General features: G+C 42.7%; 17 protein-coding genes. 7 read left to right on the top strand and 10 right to left on the bottom strand.

Annotated features, from left to right (window positions below):
• Positions 1 to 230: 230 nt before the first annotated feature.
• Positions 231 to 3,440: a HEAT repeat domain-containing protein gene (locus RM347_RS34075; RefSeq protein ID WP_322717137.1), complete on the bottom strand. Its 3,210-nt coding sequence runs from the start codon at positions 3,438 to 3,440 to the stop codon at positions 231 to 233.
• Positions 3,441 to 3,761: 321 nt separating this feature from the next.
• Between RM347_RS34075 and RM347_RS34070 the strand changes: the two genes are divergently transcribed.
• Complete coding sequence (locus RM347_RS34070; RefSeq protein WP_322717138.1) at positions 3,762 to 4,619, top strand: Rpn family recombination-promoting nuclease/putative transposase; 858 nt, start codon at positions 3,762 to 3,764, stop codon at positions 4,617 to 4,619.
• Here RM347_RS34070 and RM347_RS34065 read toward each other — a convergent pair.
• From RM347_RS34065 to RM347_RS34055, 3 genes are all read right to left on the bottom strand, one after another.
• Positions 4,605 to 4,943: a hypothetical protein gene (locus tag RM347_RS34065; protein ID WP_322717139.1), complete on the bottom strand. Its 339-nt coding sequence runs from the start codon at positions 4,941 to 4,943 to the stop codon at positions 4,605 to 4,607. The genes RM347_RS34070 and RM347_RS34065 overlap by 15 nt on opposite strands.
• A gap of 311 nt (positions 4,944 to 5,254) precedes the next feature.
• Entirely contained in the window at positions 5,255 to 7,780 is a 2,526-nt protein-coding gene (locus RM347_RS34060) for a sigma 54-interacting transcriptional regulator (RefSeq protein WP_322717140.1), read from the bottom strand.
• A 97-nt stretch (positions 7,781 to 7,877) separates the two neighbouring features.
• Positions 7,878 to 8,312, bottom strand: coding sequence for a hypothetical protein (locus RM347_RS34055; RefSeq protein ID WP_322717141.1), 435 nt, complete (start codon positions 8,310 to 8,312; stop codon positions 7,878 to 7,880).
• A 39-nt stretch (positions 8,313 to 8,351) separates the two neighbouring features.
• On the opposite strand from RM347_RS34055, the gene RM347_RS34050 reads away from it, so the two are divergent.
• Positions 8,352 to 8,993, top strand: a complete 642-nt coding sequence (locus RM347_RS34050; protein ID WP_322717142.1) for a transaldolase family protein — start codon at positions 8,352 to 8,354, stop codon at positions 8,991 to 8,993.
• Positions 8,994 to 9,039: 46 nt separating this feature from the next.
• On the opposite strand, the gene RM347_RS34045 is transcribed toward RM347_RS34050, so the two are convergent.
• Positions 9,040 to 9,933: a LysR family transcriptional regulator gene (locus RM347_RS34045; protein ID WP_322717143.1), complete on the bottom strand. Its 894-nt coding sequence runs from the start codon at positions 9,931 to 9,933 to the stop codon at positions 9,040 to 9,042.
• A gap of 177 nt (positions 9,934 to 10,110) precedes the next feature.
• On the opposite strand from RM347_RS34045, the gene RM347_RS34040 reads away from it, so the two are divergent.
• A complete protein-coding gene (locus RM347_RS34040; protein WP_322717144.1) occupies positions 10,111 to 10,395 on the top strand; it encodes a hypothetical protein in 285 nt (94 codons plus the stop codon).
• Between the two features lie 114 nt (positions 10,396 to 10,509).
• Here the strand turns inward: RM347_RS34040 and RM347_RS34035 are convergent, their stop codons facing one another.
• Positions 10,510 to 11,172: a response regulator transcription factor gene (locus RM347_RS34035; protein WP_322717151.1), complete on the bottom strand. Its 663-nt coding sequence runs from the start codon at positions 11,170 to 11,172 to the stop codon at positions 10,510 to 10,512.
• A complete protein-coding gene (locus RM347_RS34030) occupies positions 11,172 to 12,437 on the bottom strand; it encodes a sensor histidine kinase (RefSeq protein ID WP_322717145.1) in 1,266 nt (421 codons plus the stop codon). Before RM347_RS34030 ends, RM347_RS34035 begins: the two co-directional genes overlap by 1 nt.
• A 377-nt stretch (positions 12,438 to 12,814) precedes the next feature.
• On the opposite strand from RM347_RS34030, the gene RM347_RS34025 reads away from it, so the two are divergent.
• The 4 genes from RM347_RS34025 (at position 12,815) to RM347_RS34010 (ending at position 15,036) form a co-directional block, all read left to right on the top strand.
• Positions 12,815 to 13,357 (top strand): Spy/CpxP family protein refolding chaperone, encoded by a 543-nt coding sequence (locus RM347_RS34025; protein ID WP_322717152.1) that lies wholly within the window; start codon positions 12,815 to 12,817, stop codon positions 13,355 to 13,357.
• 65 nt (positions 13,358 to 13,422) lie between these two features.
• Entirely contained in the window at positions 13,423 to 13,944 is a 522-nt protein-coding gene (locus RM347_RS34020; protein WP_322717146.1) for a Coq4 family protein, read from the top strand.
• Between the two features lie 235 nt (positions 13,945 to 14,179).
• Positions 14,180 to 14,416, top strand: coding sequence for a regulatory protein SipA (sipA, locus tag RM347_RS34015; protein WP_322717147.1), 237 nt, complete (start codon positions 14,180 to 14,182; stop codon positions 14,414 to 14,416).
• A gap of 62 nt (positions 14,417 to 14,478) precedes the next feature.
• Positions 14,479 to 15,036, top strand: a complete 558-nt coding sequence (locus RM347_RS34010) for a peroxiredoxin (RefSeq protein ID WP_322717153.1) — start codon at positions 14,479 to 14,481, stop codon at positions 15,034 to 15,036.
• Between the two features lie 162 nt (positions 15,037 to 15,198).
• On the opposite strand, the gene RM347_RS34005 is transcribed toward RM347_RS34010, so the two are convergent.
• From RM347_RS34005 to RM347_RS33995, 3 genes are all read right to left on the bottom strand, one after another.
• The gene (locus tag RM347_RS34005; protein WP_322717148.1) at positions 15,199 to 15,576 is read right to left on the bottom strand and encodes a DUF2358 domain-containing protein; all 378 of its coding nucleotides are present in this window, start codon (positions 15,574 to 15,576) and stop codon (positions 15,199 to 15,201) included.
• A gap of 179 nt (positions 15,577 to 15,755) precedes the next feature.
• A complete protein-coding gene (locus RM347_RS34000) occupies positions 15,756 to 16,319 on the bottom strand; it encodes a hypothetical protein (RefSeq protein WP_322717149.1) in 564 nt (187 codons plus the stop codon).
• 324 nt (positions 16,320 to 16,643) lie between these two features.
• The gene (locus tag RM347_RS33995; protein ID WP_322717150.1) at positions 16,644 to 17,318 is read right to left on the bottom strand and encodes a HupE/UreJ family protein; all 675 of its coding nucleotides are present in this window, start codon (positions 17,316 to 17,318) and stop codon (positions 16,644 to 16,646) included.
• Between the last annotated feature and the right edge of the window lie 160 nt (positions 17,319 to 17,478).

The raw sequence follows: 17,478 nt of genomic DNA, 5'->3' as shown, positions 1-17,478 counted from the left end.
CCCAACATTTCTGAGGCTTTGTTGGGTTTCGCTGTCGCTCAACCCAACCTACTATTCCTCTTAACCCAAGCGTATTGCCTTTTGCCCTTCGGGTTCGCCACTTGCTTTATGCAGGTGTTCCCGTCCACCGCAGTGGCTCACCTTTTTACTTTTGACTTTATCTTGGGAGCAGGGGGAGAATTTTGGAAGTTGCTAAATCATCCCGCAACTATGCAACGCCAAAATTCAGATCACGACCTTGGCCGCAACAATTGCACGAAGGTATCACTCACAGTATGGTCTTTGGTATCAGCGGCGTATTGAACTAATTTTTCCTTCAGTTCTTTGGCAGCATCTAACGGGAGTAAGGTTGCTAGCAAAAAGTAGACACCACGAAAACGGGGGTCGTCCATGTGGTCAAGGAGACGGTTTTTAGCTTCTTCGCTCTCGCCGAGAAAGTTCTGCACCAAAAAGAAATCCATAATCTTATCGTGGCGGAAGTACCATTCTCTCTTGGCTTCGCCTTTTTCGTCTTGCCACTGACGGCTGACAACCATTTTATATTTCTCGTCTTCCAATGACTGTAATACCTGGTAAAATTCATCCGCAGGTAACGCCTGCTCATCCTTCAACCGCATTTGATAGACAGCATCGGAGAATTTTTTCAGCGGAAATTCCTGGTTCCATTCTTGCAAGTATTCTGCTGCCATCAATTGATATTGATGTTGTTGCAAGTGAAACAAATCGGGGTATTCGCCTTGGGATAGCATCAGGGCTACCACAGTTAAATCCATTGGATTAGAGAGAACCTTCTCAATCGCGCTTAATTCCTGTGGTGATTGCTGATTGGTGAGGGCTTTGGTTAAAAAATTAGCAGTGGCTTGCTCATAATTAGTACCTTGAACTTTGGCATTTTTGGGCAATCGTGGCTGACGGGAAATCAGAAATTGCTGAATTTGTGGTTCCTCAAGGGGCAGCAATTTATATATTTTGGCTGTTGAGGGTGGTGTCCACTCTAGGGGTTGGGTAGTCATGATGATGTTACCCCGGAAATAGCTTTCGGCAAACTGACAGATTTTTGCTCTGGTGTCGGCGGTAACTTCATTGAGTCCGTCAATGCAAATATCTAATGCGCCACTGTAAATTAAATTCTTGAGAAAATCAGCATCTTGTGCTTGTCCGTGCAGTTTGGCTTGAATTGCTTCAATTACCCCTTTGTCACACTTGCGGGCGGGTAGATAAACCACAAGCCGCCCAGAAGTTTTTACCAAATAGCGCAGAAACATCGACTTACCCAAGCCAGAATCACCTTCCAAGATGACTTGTCCTTTGATGCTAGGTAGCACTTGGGTAATTGGTACGGGTTCCTCGACACCAGGAACTTTCACTTTAGAATTTGGGAAGTAAGCTTCGGGGTTAAAATTATCTAACCCGGCATCGGCTAGTAGGGAAGGCTTGAAGGGTTCAAATAACTTTTCGCGGAAAAAGGGAACCCAGGTGAGAATTAAGCCGACGTAGCCGACTCCGAGAATGCGCCTCACCCAAGGATTCCAGAAGAAGATGGCTTGAACTTGGGGAAATTTGGGGTAAGCGAAGATGAGGGCTAGCCAAAAGGCAGCATGAATCAAAATAGTAGTTCTGGCGTTGAACAACCACTGCCAAGTTTTGAGGTTAACTATTACTGATTGCAGCGAATCAGCTTCGTTGTAGCCGGCTTTTTTGAGGTTGTTGTAGTGAGTTTCTAAAATAACAATATCTTGTGGTTGCCAAGAGACTTTTCTCGCAACTACAGCAATTTGCTTTGCTAAGTCTTCGCGTACTCGTACAAAATCTCGACTGGGTTCCCAGACTTGGGCAAAGATTTTGAGAGTTTTATCACCGCGATCGTGGCTTAATGAAGCTGGAATCGTTTTAGTCTCAGGAAAACCCAGCCATGTGAGCAGTGTTTTGACTTCATTAGTGCCGCCACCTAAAAAATATGTCAAAAATCGCCACTGTTCAAATTCTGATTGACCTGCGTAATAGACGCTATCCAGAATTACAACAACATTATTCAGGTTGACTTGTTCTATCTTACCCAATGCCTCTGCTACATTGGCACGAACATCTTTGTCAACGGTTTTATCCTTGAGGATGTCAGCGATGTCTTTGACGTTGGGTTTGGCTATCTCCCCCAGATTTCCCAATGCCAATGCTGCACTGGAACGAACATCTTTGTCAACGGTTTTATCCTTGAGGAAGTCGAGGATGTCTTTGATGTAGGGTTTGGCTGCCTCCCCCAGATTTCCCAATGCCGATGCTGCACTGGAACGAACAGATTCGCCAATGATTTTATCCTTGAGGAAGTCGAGGATGTCTTTGACGTAGGGTTTGGCTGCCTCCCCCAGATTTTCCAATGCCGATGCTGCACTGGAACGAACAGATTCGTTAACTGTTTTATCCTTGAGGATGTCAGCGATGTCTTTGACGTAGGGTTTGGCTGCCTCCCCCAGATTTCCCAATGCCTCTGCTGCACCTCTACGAACAATTGAGTCAACAGTTTTATCCTTGAGGAAGTCGAGGATGTCTTTGACGTAGGGTTTGGCAACCTCCCCCAGATTTCCCAGTGCCTTTACTGCACCGTAACGAACATCTGAGTCAACGGTTTTATCCTTGAGGATGTCAGCGATGTCTTTGACGTAAGGTTTGGCAGCCTCCCCCAGATTTCCCAGTGCCTCTGCTGCACCTCTACGAACAAATTCGCCAACGGTTTTATCCTTGAGGAAGTCGAGGATTTCTTTGACGTAGGGTTTGGCAGCCTCCCCCAGATTTCCCAATGCCGATGCTGCACTGTAACGAACAAAGGAGGCAACGGTTTTATTCTTAAGGAAGTTGAGGATGTCTTTGACGTAGGGTTTGGCAGCCTCCCCCAGATTTCCCAATGCCTCTGCTGCACCTCTACGAACAGAGGGGTCAACGGTTTTATCCTTAAGGATGTCAGCGATGTCTTTGACGTAGGGTTTGGCAACCTCTCCCAGATTTCCCAGTGCCTTTACTGCACCGTAACGAACATCAGAGTCAACGGATTTCTCCTTGAGGATGTCAGCAATATCTTTGACGTAGGGTTTGGCTGCCTCTCCCATATTTCCCAATGCCGATACTGCACCGGAACGAACATTTGAGTCAACAGTTTTATTCTTGAGGATATTGAAAACTTTCTGAGCAATATCCTCTGGTTTCTGAACCACCAGGTTCAAATTTTTTAGATCATATTCATTTAATTTTTCAAAAGCGAGTGTCTTTACTCCGTCATATCTATCATCAATGGCAGCAACGATACCGTTAATCTGCCACGCTTCTGGCTTGGGCTTCGGCTGTTCTTTCGCACTTACCCAAGGCAGGGCGAGGAGGAGAGTCAACAGCAAGGTAAAGGGAAAAAGGAAAAAAGGCGACGATCGCTTTTTAATTATGTGCAAATACATTTGTATAATTCGTAATTCGTAATTTTATTTAGATATAAAGGCTCTTTCTGCCCTTTCCTCAGTAGGGAAAGAGAAGGGAGTTAGGTTTCTTACTAGTAAATCAGGAATCGCTACAGTTATCTTTTTACCGTCTGATAACTCAACCTAGCCAGAAATGGAATATTAATGTAATTATTACAGGAATTTAAAAAGATACGCTCAGAGTATAGTACTGAGCTTCCTTGAGCGATGGTGCGTAGGCGTAGCCCGTCGTAGACATCGCCTACTCAAACCACTGCACGAGATAATAACAATACCTCGTTCAATTGTTAGCGATCGCTAATGTCCTTTGATAACCTCTGCAAACTCCTGTCCGAAAAACATCCTGCTATCTTTGCCAGTTGGGTATTAGGAACACCACAAACTTCCGTCACAGTTCTCAAAACCGAATTGAGTATTGAACCAATTCGCGCTGATTATGTCACATTTTTACAACTACAAGGACGCATTCTGCATCTGGAATTTCAAACCAAACTAGAATCTACGCCACCCCTACCCCTGCGGATGCTAGATTATTGGGTACGCTTGTATCGTTTGTATCGTCTACCAATAACGCAAGTTGTCGTATTATTGCTTCCCCCTGCACCAGGAACAGTAATTGAAACTGTCTTCTGTGTCGAAACTACTCGTCATGAATATCGCGTGATTCGCTTATGGGAAGAAAATCCCGAACTATTCCTCAATGAGCCAGCTTTGTTACCCTTAGCACCACTGGCAGCAACCACGCAACCTCAAGCATTGTTGCAACAAGTTGTGGTCAAAGTTAATCAACTTGAGCCAAGACAACGACCAGAAATTTCTGCTTACACCCAAATCTTAGCGGGGTTAAAATACAATCAAGACTTGATTCGACAATTATTTCGGGAGGGTATGATGCGCGAGTCAGTAATTTATCAAGAAATTCTCGCTGAAGGTGAACAACGAGGAGAACAACGCGGACGGGAAGAAGGACGAAAGGCGGAAGGGCAATTGCTCATTCTCCGTCAACTTACTCGACGGGTGGGAGAATTACCCCAAGAGATGCTAGACCGGATTGAAACTCTCTCCTTAGAACAATTAGAAAATCTCGGTGAAGCATTGTTGGATTTTCAGGCGATCGCGGATTTAGAAGCCTGGTTTGCCACATTAGAGTTCAATTAACTTGAATCCCCAAGGTTTGAGAGCTGCTAAAGCTATTTCTTCATTTACACCCTCATAAGCCTCCCATTCCAACGGATGCTCTTTTGGATGTCCGTCGCCGACATTACCTGCAACTTTAATTATTGGACAGTTGGCGATGCGATCGCGCTCCAACCCTCTTGGTACTACTAGTTGGATTTTGTGACCGACAAACTTGGCTGTACTGTCATTAGCTACAGATTCACGGATTAAACAAATATCACCAGCAGTCCCCCAAGTAGTTTGGTAAATGTGGAGGAACGATATATAGGTTGCTGGTTTGATGGATCTTTTTAGAACGTGCATTATCTGTAATCCTTATACTATGAGGGAAAAATCATAAATCATATGAGTATTTTGTATCACGTTCGTAGGGAAGAATGTTTTTAAATCACATTTTGCACCTAGCCCAGGCGATTAGAAACCGCCTGGTGGAATATATCAGCTTTCAGTTGAGTCTAATAAAGACCTAACCCCCAACCCCTTCCCCACAAGGGAAGGGGAGTAAGATTCAAAGCCTTACAAATGAGCGTAGACGCATTAGCGAAGCGGTAGCGACGTTCGCGTAGCGTCTCCCCTTGGGAGAAGGAGCGTCAGCGGCTTGTCGTAAGACATCGCTAAAATACGATAATCGCCCACATACTAACTCCCAAAGCGATCGCAGCTAGGTGTTGCCAAAGGAGCGATCGCACTGGTTGCTTGGCAATCTTTTGCGTTAATAACATAGTCAACAACACTGAGAAAATTATGGTTGTACCTTGCAAAAAGGCAATCACTGCCGGGTGGGCAACCAATATTGGCAATTGTTCCCCACTCAAACCTAAAGTAGCAAAGGTCACGGGTAAAATCCGCCCGCCTTCGCCTAAGCCCAAACGTAGATAGTGAGCCAAGTTTCCCCCCAAAACTAATGGTAGGTAGCTATAGGCAAGTTCTACAAATTTTCGAGGCTTACGATTAAAGTTGAACACTTGGAGCAAGCCATAAGCCGCAAAGGTAAAAATCGCTGGGATAATTAACACGAGCAGCGATAATCCCAAGTGTTGCCAAAACTGAGTTAAATCCAGTTGTAATCCCAACCAAGCTTGCAACTCTGGCAAGCGATGCAGATATATCCCACCCAACAGCAAAAACAATAATGCTACTTCATAGCTGCGGGGTACATGAGTTGTCCACAGTTCAATTCCAGGGGGACGCAAGTTGAACTCAACGGAACGATGGGGACAGGCTTTCAGGCAAGTCATGCACAGTACGCAATCTCGGTTATCTTCTAACTGCGCTGGGTGGGAGTATAAAGGACATCCATTAGTTTCCAGCCCTTCGCCCTTTTGCGGCCCACCTTTATAGCATTGATAAGTAGTGCAACTGGCAGAACAAATACCTTGTTGTGCCCGGAGTTCCGTCATTGAGAGTTTGGCAAACAAACCATTCATCCCGCCAATGGGACAGAGATAACGACACCAAAACCGCCGCTCAAAAAGAGCCGAGAAAATCATCGCCCCAGCTGTAATTAACAGCAGCAAACAAGCGCTGAGGTAAGCTGTATTTTCTAAATGCCAGAGTTCTTCCCATAAGAAAATTAGGGTGAACAAACCAAACATGAACCATCCGCCCCATTTTTCAGCTTGCTCTCTCGGCCAGCGTTTCAGTTTTCGAGGCCACAGCCATAAAGATAACTTTTGGGTAATTTCCCCGTAAATCATGAAGGGACAAACAGAACACCAGATACGTCCCAAAAAAGGAAAGAGAAATAAGAAAAAGGGCCACCACCAAGCCCAAAATAGATTTAAGACGAAATTGCGATCGCGGGTTTGCGGCCCAATAAATAATACTGCAACAATAATCGCAAAAGCCGTTGCAGTAAAACCATAGTTAATGCGATCGGGCCACCAGGGACTACGTAAAAACTGCCGCAAACGAGGATAGGCATTTAACAGATTCACCCGAAATCGTTTTTTCTTCGTTTCGGCTGGCCAGAAAATTTCTTCTGTTAATTCATTGGCACCCTCCGCTTGCACGATCGCTCTTTCTACCAGATTTTTCAATTCTTTGAGGTTACCAGGAAAATCATAAGACTGGAGGCGACGCAAAGCTTCTGGGGTAATGTGCGGTTTCGGAACGCCTCTAGCTCGAATGTAGAGACTAGTATAATATTCAACCTGTGTTTGAATATCTGGTTTCCGCACCCGTAGCGGTGGTACTTTAATAATGTGACCAACAGAACGTTCAATTGTCGGCTGAGTTTTTTCTGAAACAATCAGAATTCTGGCTCTACTGGGGCGAGGTTCAGGTGCTGGTTCTCCGGAACGAGCCACGGGGGTATATGTGCCAGTTTTGAGCAACTGCGTCACGGGAGATAATAATTCTTCGGGCAATTCTTGGATGTTGTTGAGAACCAGAGTCCCTTCTCCCAACCATTCCAACAGTCCAGGTTTACCGCCAGCGCGACCGAATAAATCTGCACCGCTGGTTTGGAGAATACCACAATTGACTTTAATAATTGGTTCTCGCCGTTTTGGAGAACCAAAGTGGATTAGGGCTGCGATATTGTCTTTTTCTAACCCTGGTTCTCCGAAAATATCCACTGATTTGCGGTCAGCAGCCGCTTCGCGAATTTGCTCCCGCAGCCGCACAGCATAGCGACTTGTACCGACAATTCCCCGTTGTGCTTTGGTAACTAAATATGGTCGCAAAGCTACGGAACGTTCTTGTTCGTAGCCAAGTGCAGATGTGACTTGAGCTAATTCTTGAGCTAATTGACGCGAAAAAGCCTGAGCAATTTCGGGGTATTGGGTGGCTAATTCCCGAAATTTAGCAGCAGGCACAACCCACAAGTGACATTCGGTTACCGTAGTAATTGTGAATGGACTTAATTCATCCAACAGCAATTCTTTGAGTTCAATCACTGCTCCGGGAAGGAATCCACAAGCTAAGGCTGGGTTGCTTTCATTGGTGCTATTGCTTTCGAGTTGACCTTCTTGGAGAATATAAAGGGCTTCTGGAGGAGTGCCTTCGCTAACTAAGTCAGTTTCGGCACTCACTACTTGTTCTTCAATTTCTTGAGCGATCGCATTTAACACTTCAGGCGAGAGAATTCCTAAAGACGTGCGTTCTTGTAGCCATATAACCGTTTCTGGAGATGTCATATTAAATTCTCCGTGTAGGCTGTTATGTATAACCAGAATTATCCCTTGAAGCTGAGTCAAGAATTTAAAATTCTGAATTCTGAATTCTGAATCAAGTTCAGATCGCACTAGACTTTAGCTTTTCCTTTAAATTCTCCAGTAAGTTCCAAGACCTTTTTTCATTCTCCGAGATAAACAGAGGAAGCCAGTAGGCTGCTTTCTCGATCAACCTATTACTATCATTATTTAAATCTTCAATTAATTTTACTACTGACTTAAATCCCAGTTTAGGAATTACAAAATCTAACCATAATTTAATAGATTGAGCATTGGATTCTAAAACTCCATAGCTAAACATTTTCGTGACATAATCTCTTGTATGCAAAACCTTCTTTGCTATTACAATAGTAACCAGGCTTTTTTGTTCAACCATGCTCTTGATAATTTCATATACTGCAACTTCAGGTATTGATTTTAGATAATCTAAAATTACCTTTTCCTCCTGAGAAGTTAAGGATCTATAAGTACTAATCTGTATTAGTCTAAGTTGCATATCTGGTAAATTAATTTTAACAATCGATTCAGGAAAATTATGGCACTATATCTAGACTCAGCGATCGCATCGGAAGCTGAAGTTGTTAAGCTTTGGGGATGGGTGAAAGGCATTACCACAAATCCCACGCTGTTGTCTCAAAGCGATACCCCACCAGAAACCACGCTCAAAAAATTGGTTGCCTTGACTTCTGGGCCGTTATACTATCAACTTATGGCATCAGATAAAGCTGGGATGCTAGCTGAAGGTAGAAAAGCTTTCGAGATTATTGGTTCACAAACAATTTTAAAGATTCCTGCAACACCGTTAGGTTTTGAAGTGGTGGCAAGTCTCTCACCAGAAATTACCTGTTCGGTGACAGCGATTTACAGTGCAGCACAGGCAGCAGTAGCACGGGAAGCTGGAGCTAAAATTGCTATAGCTTATGTAAATCGCGCGACTCGGTTGTTAGGTGACGGTATTGCTTTGGTGCGGGATATGGCTAGCGTACTCAAAGGCAGTGATATGGAAATCTTGGCAGCTAGTATCAAATCTCCCGAAGAAGCAGCCGCGTCGTTGCAAGCCGGGGCCCATCATTTAACTTTACCACTGGCAATGTTGCAAGCGATCGCAACTCATGAATTCTCACAAAAAACCGTTGAAGAATTTGCTAAAGGAGGCATCGGTTTAACTAATTACTAATTCGTAATTATTGGGTTTTAGTTCCACACAAAATTGTCAAATGCGATTAATAAGTGAATTTAGCTAAACTATAAAAATCGAATTTTCTCAACATTTCCAGAAATGTGAACACCGCAGGCACTTGCAGGGTGTTAGATAAAATTGCAGTTGCAATTACTCTTTCGAGTGGTGCAGGTAAACTGTATACCTGCACCTTTGGGGGAATGGGTACAGCTGCTAAACGAGGCATAATAGCTGCTCTCAACCCTTGATTCACCATACTAACGACTGTGGAATCTTCTTGAATGTCGCTAGCAGTATTGATTGGAATTGCTAAAGTCTTCAGGTGGTTATGAAGAATGCGTCCACAGGGTGTACAAGGAAGCAAAACTGGCGGATAGGCTGCTATGTCTTCCCAAGTAATTTTCGGACTGCTAATTTTGGTATCTGGTGGTAGTAAAGCTAGATACTCATCCCGAAAAATTTCCCAGGTTTCAAATTCATCACTGGTTGGCAGACAGGTAATACCAATATCGGTACGTCCATCACGCAAACACTGTTCTACATCCGTGAAAGCAGCGCACTCTATGATTGTGACAGCAATTTCTGGAAATTGATTGTGAAATTGGGCGATCGCTTTTGGTAATAGATGGGTGGCGACACTCCGAAAAGCCGCAATTCGCACATGACCACCGTGTAAACCTTTATGCAGGTTTGCTTCGTGTTGCATCATCTCTAGATGCTGCATTGCTTGACGCGCATGATACAAAATCCGCTCTCCAGCAGGTGTCAGCACAGCACCGTGACGACCTCTGGCAAATAAAGGCACACCCAACTCTTCTTCTAGGGTGGCAATGGCATGACTAATCGCAGGCTGGGAAAGCTGCAATTCTAAGGCTGCCTCACTAAAGTTACCACGATCTGCTACTGCAACTATGGCTCGAAGTTGGGAGAGTTTCATGGGCAATTGATGAGAACAAGGGCATACACATCCTGACTTTATTGTGGCAAAAAGGTTGTATTAGTGATTTCTCATATCTATAAATACCATTTATAGAACCTATGCAAGCCATGATTTGATTCCTAACTGAGATGTTGCTACTGTTTTATCTACTGAGCAACTTTCAGGAATAATTCTATGAGCAATGAGATTAGGTGTCTACCAACAGAAGATATAGAAATAAATTGTAATCCGTTATTCAAGAAAAAATTCAACTCAAACTTCTGGGAATCTCTACATAGTCTGTGGAAAAGTTTTGTCAAAAAACTCCTAGCAGATCCTAACGAATTACAAGTTTGGCAAAAGGTTGACCGCCACGGTAATACTTATTGGCAAGCTTACGACCCTGCAACCGGAAAATCTTTTTCTTCGGGTTCCCAAGCTGATATCTGTATGTGGATTGAACAGCTTTATAGGTATTAAAAATATGACAAAATTTACTTTGGTAATTGACAATAAAAATTACTCCTCTTGGTCCGTAAGGATAGTCGCAACAAGCATCTGTAAGAGTATTATTACGAGTTAATTACGAATTATTTAACTTGGCTCATTCAAATAGGATAAATAGGTATTTGCCCAAATCGCAGCTTGAGTGCGATCGCGCAAATTTAACCTGTTTAAAATATTTGTAACATGATTTTTTACTGTCCCCTCAGAAATGTAGAGTTCCTGAGCAATTTCTCGGTTACTAGCGCCTGTAGCAATTAACCGCAAAACTTCTTTTTCTCTAGGAGTGAGTTCAATTAAACTAGATGGTACAGGCGGTGACTGAGTTGATCCAGGATGAGAAAACTGAGTCAACAGTTTTTTAACTATACCTGGGCCTAATTGAGTATATCCCTTATGAACGGCACGAATAGCAACAGCTAATTCTTCTGAAGGTGTATCTTTCAATAAATAACCCATCGCCCCATTTTGCAAAGCTGCTGATACATATTCATCATCATCAAAAGTTGTGAGTACTAAAATCTTAGTTTTGACAAAACGTTTTTGAATTTCTTGCGTGGCTGCAACTCCATCCATAATCGGCATTCTGATATCTAGCAATACTACATCTGGCTGAAATTCAGCAACTAAATTAATCGCCTGTTCACCGTTTTCTGCTTCTCCAACTATCTCTAAATCTGCTTCTAGTTCCAATAGCGCTCTTAATCCTTGGCGAATTAAACTTTGATCGTCTACCAGCAACACTTTAATCATCATGCCAACCTCGTTAAGGGAATATCAACTGTAATTTTGCAACCAGAACCAAGAGTGCTACTAATATTAAATTCACCTCCAAGTGCTAAAGTGCGATCGCGCATACTATGAAGTCCAAAACCAGTAGTATTTTGCCCTAAATCAAAACCTCTACCATTATCTTGAATTATCAATCGTAAATTTCCTCTTGTCGTAGTAAGTTCAAGTTTAACCTCTGTTGCATACCCATATTTAGAGATATTTGTCAAAGATTCTTGAGTGATCCGGTAAATAGCAGTATTAATTTCAGGTGGTAGAGAATATTCCAGGTTAATTTTATAAATTGGTAAAATGCCATTAGAGCGATGAAAATTTTCTGAAAGACTAGCGATCGCACGTTCTAAAGACTGTTCTTGTAAGGGATTAGAACGCATAGTAGAAACAGATTGACGGACATCTTTTAGAGCTTTTGAACCTAATTCCTTTGCAGTTGCTAGAAATGTTTCAGCCTTGCCTGGGTTAGATTGCCATAGTTTCAAAGCAGTTTCTAATTGCAGATTTAAAGCCGTCAGAGAGTGTCCTAATGAATCATGAATTTCACGAGCAATGCGGTTACGTTCTTCTAAGGTAGCTTGATTTTCAATTTGCATGGCATATTGACGGAGTTTTTCGTTAGCAAGAGCTAGCTTTTCTCGACTTTGCCGTTCAGACAAGACTGCATTCATCATCAACAACACAAAAACCAAACTTAAGCCAAATACTAGCGACGAATTCAAAATCAAAAATCGATATCGCTCTTGCGCCTGTGGCGATGCTTGAAAATTGAATAATTGATATTTTAGTTGTGTAGTAATTAAAAATAATGTGAATGATAAACTTGTAACAAATAAACGGCCAGGTAACTGAAAAATCAGACAACTGCGAGTCACTAAAATTATATAGAGAAAGGGGAAAAGCCGAGCAAATCTCTCTCCGAAAAATCCAATTATTAAAATCAATAAAATTTCAATGACTGTGTAAATTACCTTAGTTGTCTGCTTATTACTGGGTAATCTTAAACCCATTAATGCAAAAATAATCAGACTAAAAATTGATAGTTCTGGCAATATGCTACAAACTGACAAGTCTGGAAATGCACCACAAATTGATAGTTCTGGAGGCTTAGGACGAAAACGCCGTAACGGAGGTGGTATCACGGCTGTCAATGCGGTGATTGCTAGTAATGTCCACTCCAGATAAAGCAGAGATGGAAAAGGATGTTTCTTAATTTGAATTGGACGACTCATTAGTCGCGTTGCTCCAGTTATAAGTTATAAGTTAGGAATTCCGAATATTTGAGTAGCGGCTTTTGCCGCTTAAACTTTTTGCTGAGTGAGAAATTAAAAATAAGTTCCAAGAGCAAAACCGTTAGGGAATAAGCTAAATAACGACTTATGAATTAATCATAATCAAGTTTTTCATTATTTATAATTCCTAACCCTTGTACAGACACGATTAATCACGTCTCTCTCCTAACTCCTAACTATTTATTGTCAATCATGTTTCTCAAAATTCCATCATGACTAAAGTCATGGGTAAAACCATGACTTTCTCCTCATGTAACTACTGAAGATAAGTTTTTATGATGGTGACATCCAACCAGGAAAAACCCACCAGACAAGTAATGAAACTCAAAGCATTATCGCTAGTTGCTGGAGCGTTCACGAAGTGTGCGCCTTGCGCTCTCGCCTTAACTTTAACTGCAACTTCCTTTGCTGTTCACGCCCAAACAGCCTCTCCTTCACCCGTGTTACTCGCACAAACTCCACAAAAAGAAAGGGGCCCTTGGAAAGATTTGGGTCTAACAGATGCCCAAAAAGCCCAAATTCAGACGATTCGCCGTGATAGCCGTGCCAAATTTGAAGCAGTTTTGACCCCAGAACAAAAAGCAAAATTAGAGGCAGCAAAACAAGCACGTCGGGCTGAATGGCAAGCGCGTAAAGCTCAGGGGCAAACAGGTCAAGGTCAACGGCAACCCGGTCAACGTCGAGGAAAGGGTGGTTTTGCTGACTTAAATCTAACTGAAGCACAAAAAACCCAAATGCGACAAATCCGCGAGTCTGAGAAACAACAGATTCAAGCAGTCTTAACCCCGGAACAGCGTCAAAAATTAGAGCAATTCCGTCAAAATGCTCCTTCACGCCGTCAACAAGGCAATCCTCAATAATCATCTTTCAAAAAATAATAATTCTGGGGTGGGCAGTGCCGCCCATCTCAATCCCAAAATAGATTATGATCCAACCCTTTGCCGCTTCCCCAAATCCCGCTCTTCGCCTGCAACAGGTATTAGATTTACTCGATCGCATCGCTGAAGCGCAGGGGCGAGATGTTCCCCAAATTGTGGAAATAGAGAAATTGCATTTTCTCCCGACTGGCACTTTTGGTAAAACTTGGGCAGACTTTCTCAATGAACACAATTTAAAACCCTTTACTACAGGTAGCCGCCGTAAACAACTCCATGACGGGGTTCACGTCCTCACAGGCTATGGCACAGACTTTATTGGTGAAGCAGAAGTACAGGCATTTTTATTAGGAACCAAATTTAGCATAACTAACTTGATGCTGGGGCTAGGACTGTTGCGAGTCATCCATAAAAACCTAAATTCTCGACAACAATTTACCTGGGACAGACTTTGGCAAGCATACCAACGCGGTCGTCACTCCCACTTTGACCCAGATACTTGGCAACCAGAATTACTCTGGCACTTACCCTTGACTGATGTCCAGGCATTGTTTTCCATAATCAAAAATTAACAGACTTCTTGCAGAAGATGCGGAAAGGGGAAAACTTCATCCCCTTTCCCTTTCCCTATTTATTCCCATGCCTCCAGGAGTTTTGAGTGCTGAGTGGAAAATCTCACTTCATTACTCAGCACGGGCTAAACCTTAGCTATCCACTAACGGAACTGTTTGGCCCCATGACCAATTTAGTAGACTTTCAAGATCGTTATGAGTTATGAGTTAATTCAAAACTCCTAGCTTGATTAAAATGTCCAAAGAATTTGCAATTGGTAGTAAAGTCCGTGTTGTGGCACTACCAGCCTATGTCAAAACTGCTGAACCTATGCCCATGCTGCGCCCACCCAATGTAATTCACATTGGCGAAGAAGGTATAGTCATTGATCGCAGACCCGGTGGATATTGGGGTATTCGCTTTGCTAAGGGGGCCTTTCTCCTAGATAGTCAATACATCGAAAGCATAGATACCCTCCCGAATCTCACTTAGAATGAGATTTCTCGCAACCAAGAATTGTAAACTTGTGTAAAGTTGTGATTCTGGTTTGCACCATGATTTCCCGCCGCACTTTTTTAAGCATATTATTTGCCAGCTGTATTTCTATCATCGGCTGGCTGAATTTTACCCCTGCTGCTGATGCTCTTGGTGGTAAACTTCCTGCAATTAATCAACCCGCACCAGAGTTTACTTTGCCAACTAACACAGGTGATGGCAAAATTTCCCTCTCTGACTTGCGTGGTAAGTGGTTAGTCCTCTACTTTTATCCCAAAGATTTTACCTCTGGTTGTACTATAGAGGCTCGTCGTTTTCAGCAAGACTTACCCCAATACCTCGAAAAAAATGCTCAGATTATTGGCGTTAGTGCTGATGATATTGATTCCCACGCCAAATTTTGTGATTCAGAGGGACTAAAATTCCCGCTGTTGGCTGACACTGATGGTTCAGTGAGTAAAGCTTATGGTTCGTGGCTCGGCTTTTTATCTATGCGTCACAGTTTTATCATCGATCCTCAAGGCGTCTTGCGCGAGACTTTTGTCAAAGTCAACCCAACCATTCACAGTTCAGAAGTGCTGGCACGACTAGAAAAATTACAGTCCACAGCTTCTTAGATGATTAGCCTAAGTCAAGGATTTGTCTCTTTGGTTTAGGCTAACAATAATTAAGCAATTAGTTCAAAATTAGCAGATGTAAGGACTTTAGTTCTCACTACAAACCAAAGTTTTTATTAACGGTATTTTGTCAGTTATCATATTGTTTTAATAATCGACTATTTAAAGAGAAAAATGCTGCTTCACCACATCTAGGCGTGAACAGTTCCAATAATCGACATGGGAGACAATTAAACCCTCAGAGTTAAGACCTAATTCACTCCAACCAGGAATAGAGATCCGTGGCTTCCAAGGGAGAGGAGTATTCCAACTTAGTGTCCACTCAGTTTTTATTGTGTCTCCTAAACGTTGAATATTATGTAAGTCCATCTTGGGATCTAAAAACCAAGTTTTGATAAAATTAATCATTTCTTTGTAACGTTTAACACCACTAAATTTATTTAGTGGGTCTTTAAAATAAACGTCTGGAGCGTAAATGCTGTAAGTTTGATTTTCTGGGAACCTTTGATAGTCTTCTTTGAGGATTTCAATGATATCCATGATAAATAGATATAGCGTTTCCTAATCATACAAGGTATATCATATTCCCCTCATCGCTTGCGGGGAGGGGGTTCGGGGTGGGGTTCTTGTATCTCACTCAAGCGAGAACCGCTATATATCTGTAAATTGGTTTAATATGGAAACGTGGCGCGAATATAAATCCCTATTGAAAATTGAAATCAACCTTCATTCCATAAACGTTCTAACTGACGCCGCCAAGTAGCTAGGACTTCTTCTCGTGCCTCTGGGATTTGATTTATTTCGCCCATTAATCCTTCTGCGTAAAAGCGTTCTAAGGTTTGCATAGTAGCTTGGAGAGATTGTCCTTGCTGTTTTGCTGCCTTAATAATTTGCCGGATGCGGCTTTCAATTAGGCGATTAAAGACATTATCTAATCCAGCCTGATAGAGAGACACAAGTCGGTTGATTGCATTGGACAAATCTGCGCTTACTAAAGTCTCAACGTTATGTTGAAATACCCCCCAAATTACCCCTTCATACAAAGCGTAACGTACTTCCTGAGTGTCATCAAAGTTGGCTTCTAGGAACTGTTCTAAAAATGGTTGGGCTTGTTGGATGGGCACAATAGGCAGTAAAACTCGCAGCCAAGTATTATCTTCGGAAAGCAGCACCAACAGCCGAAAAGTAGAAGCGTCTACTTGCCACGATCCAGGGGCGCTTGCACCAACAGCCGATGTGCCAAATAATTCTGTTAGCGTAGCCGCTATTTCTTCAGGTGTCATAAGGCTTTATTTGGATATAGCCTCTAGATTAGCGCAGAGGTGTATCACCTTATTCACTAGTAGTTCGCCAAGTTCCCTTTGCGGGGTAAAGGGAAAAGGTTTTTAGCCCCTGCCCCCTTTAGGGATAAGGGGGCCCCACCTTCCCTTTTCCCCAGTCCAAACCCAGCCCAGCAATTTTGGGTTGGCAGACTACTAGAATGCTGTGCTGATTGCTGAACAACTTCCAGTGGTAAAGTTTAAGTTTCCCTGAATACGCAGTGGGGGCGCACAGCTAGGTGTACGCCCCCACAAATGAATGTATTCCACTGAATTGAAATATGTGATTTAAATGAACGAAGTGCTCAAAAACACGATGCCGATCGCACAGAAAGCGAAGCCAGCAATACTCATTTTCCAGGGTAAAATTTGGTTTATTTCTCCCATACCCATTGCAATACCAATTTCTCTGGCACTCATGGCAACTACAAACAGAGTTAAGGTAATGCCTAGTATATAGGCAATTAGTGGCATCATTCCTGCCCCAATAATAGATCCAGCATCAGCGTAACCCTGAAATAAACCAGCACTGACGCTCACCAGAGCAAGCACCATAAAGTTTGGTTGATTTGACATCATCAGCATAGTACCAAAAACAATGGTAGAAATGGCGATGGCTATTTCTGTGCCTGGGAAATTTAGCTGAAATACATGAATTACAATGCCCAAGATTGCGGCTAAGACAAAACATCCAGCGATCGCAGCGCCACGAACAAACACAGATGAGAGTAAGCCAATAGCAATAATACCAACTAAACAATTCAAGCCAATTACTGGATCTGCCAGTCCCCAGAGAAAGCCTTCCCAGGGGTTAGAGATGGCATGATCGGCTGGTGTCCCACTCCATGAACTCAGTAAGCTAATTAAAATTAAGGCTGCGATCGCTCCAATATGGCGATGCATTAACTTCGAGGGATGAAATTCCCCTGAAGTACGGGATTCTGATAATTTAGTCTTGAACATTACCATCTGCCAAATTAGTTTTTTCGGTAATTTATACTACCCACCTACCCAAAAAAACTAACGTGGTAATCATGCTAGATTACACTAGTAGTCTGGCAAGCCAACTTTGCTAGGTGAGACATCCGGATACAACCGTCCCATTTTACTGCGTGCATCCGTA

Origin of the sequence: Nostoc sp. ChiQUE02, from assembly GCF_034531305.2 — a bacterium.
Lineage (GTDB): Bacteria > Cyanobacteriota > Cyanobacteriia > Cyanobacteriales > Nostocaceae > Nostoc.
Note: the sequence above shows the minus strand (reverse complement) of the source record. Positions and strands in the feature narration are given on the sequence as shown.

What these genes read in the sequence shown, in the direction of transcription:
- RM347_RS33995 (WP_322717150.1), bottom strand. Translation starts at nt 17,318, where the DNA reads ATGTTCAAGACTAAATTATCAGAATCCCGTACTTCAGGGGAATTTCAT.
- RM347_RS34045 (WP_322717143.1), bottom strand. Translation starts at nt 9,933, where the DNA reads ATGAAACTCTCCCAACTTCGAGCCATAGTTGCAGTAGCAGATCGTGGT.
- RM347_RS34025 (WP_322717152.1), top strand. Translation starts at nt 12,815, where the DNA reads ATGAAACTCAAAGCATTATCGCTAGTTGCTGGAGCGTTCACGAAGTGT.
- RM347_RS34020 (WP_322717146.1), top strand. Translation starts at nt 13,423, where the DNA reads ATGATCCAACCCTTTGCCGCTTCCCCAAATCCCGCTCTTCGCCTGCAA.
- RM347_RS34000 (WP_322717149.1), bottom strand. Translation starts at nt 16,319, where the DNA reads ATGACACCTGAAGAAATAGCGGCTACGCTAACAGAATTATTTGGCACA.
- RM347_RS34065 (WP_322717139.1), bottom strand. Translation starts at nt 4,943, where the DNA reads ATGCACGTTCTAAAAAGATCCATCAAACCAGCAACCTATATATCGTTC.
- RM347_RS34035 (WP_322717151.1), bottom strand. Translation starts at nt 11,172, where the DNA reads ATGATTAAAGTGTTGCTGGTAGACGATCAAAGTTTAATTCGCCAAGGA.
- RM347_RS34070 (WP_322717138.1), top strand. Translation starts at nt 3,762, where the DNA reads ATGTCCTTTGATAACCTCTGCAAACTCCTGTCCGAAAAACATCCTGCT.
- RM347_RS34010 (WP_322717153.1), top strand. Translation starts at nt 14,479, where the DNA reads ATGATTTCCCGCCGCACTTTTTTAAGCATATTATTTGCCAGCTGTATT.
- RM347_RS34075 (WP_322717137.1), bottom strand. Translation starts at nt 3,440, where the DNA reads ATGTATTTGCACATAATTAAAAAGCGATCGTCGCCTTTTTTCCTTTTT.
- RM347_RS34050 (WP_322717142.1), top strand. Translation starts at nt 8,352, where the DNA reads ATGGCACTATATCTAGACTCAGCGATCGCATCGGAAGCTGAAGTTGTT.
- RM347_RS34055 (WP_322717141.1), bottom strand. Translation starts at nt 8,312, where the DNA reads ATGCAACTTAGACTAATACAGATTAGTACTTATAGATCCTTAACTTCT.
- RM347_RS34005 (WP_322717148.1), bottom strand. Translation starts at nt 15,576, where the DNA reads ATGGATATCATTGAAATCCTCAAAGAAGACTATCAAAGGTTCCCAGAA.
- sipA (WP_322717147.1), top strand. Translation starts at nt 14,180, where the DNA reads ATGTCCAAAGAATTTGCAATTGGTAGTAAAGTCCGTGTTGTGGCACTA.
- RM347_RS34030 (WP_322717145.1), bottom strand. Translation starts at nt 12,437, where the DNA reads ATGAGTCGTCCAATTCAAATTAAGAAACATCCTTTTCCATCTCTGCTT.
- RM347_RS34040 (WP_322717144.1), top strand. Translation starts at nt 10,111, where the DNA reads ATGAGCAATGAGATTAGGTGTCTACCAACAGAAGATATAGAAATAAAT.
- RM347_RS34060 (WP_322717140.1), bottom strand. Translation starts at nt 7,780, where the DNA reads ATGACATCTCCAGAAACGGTTATATGGCTACAAGAACGCACGTCTTTA.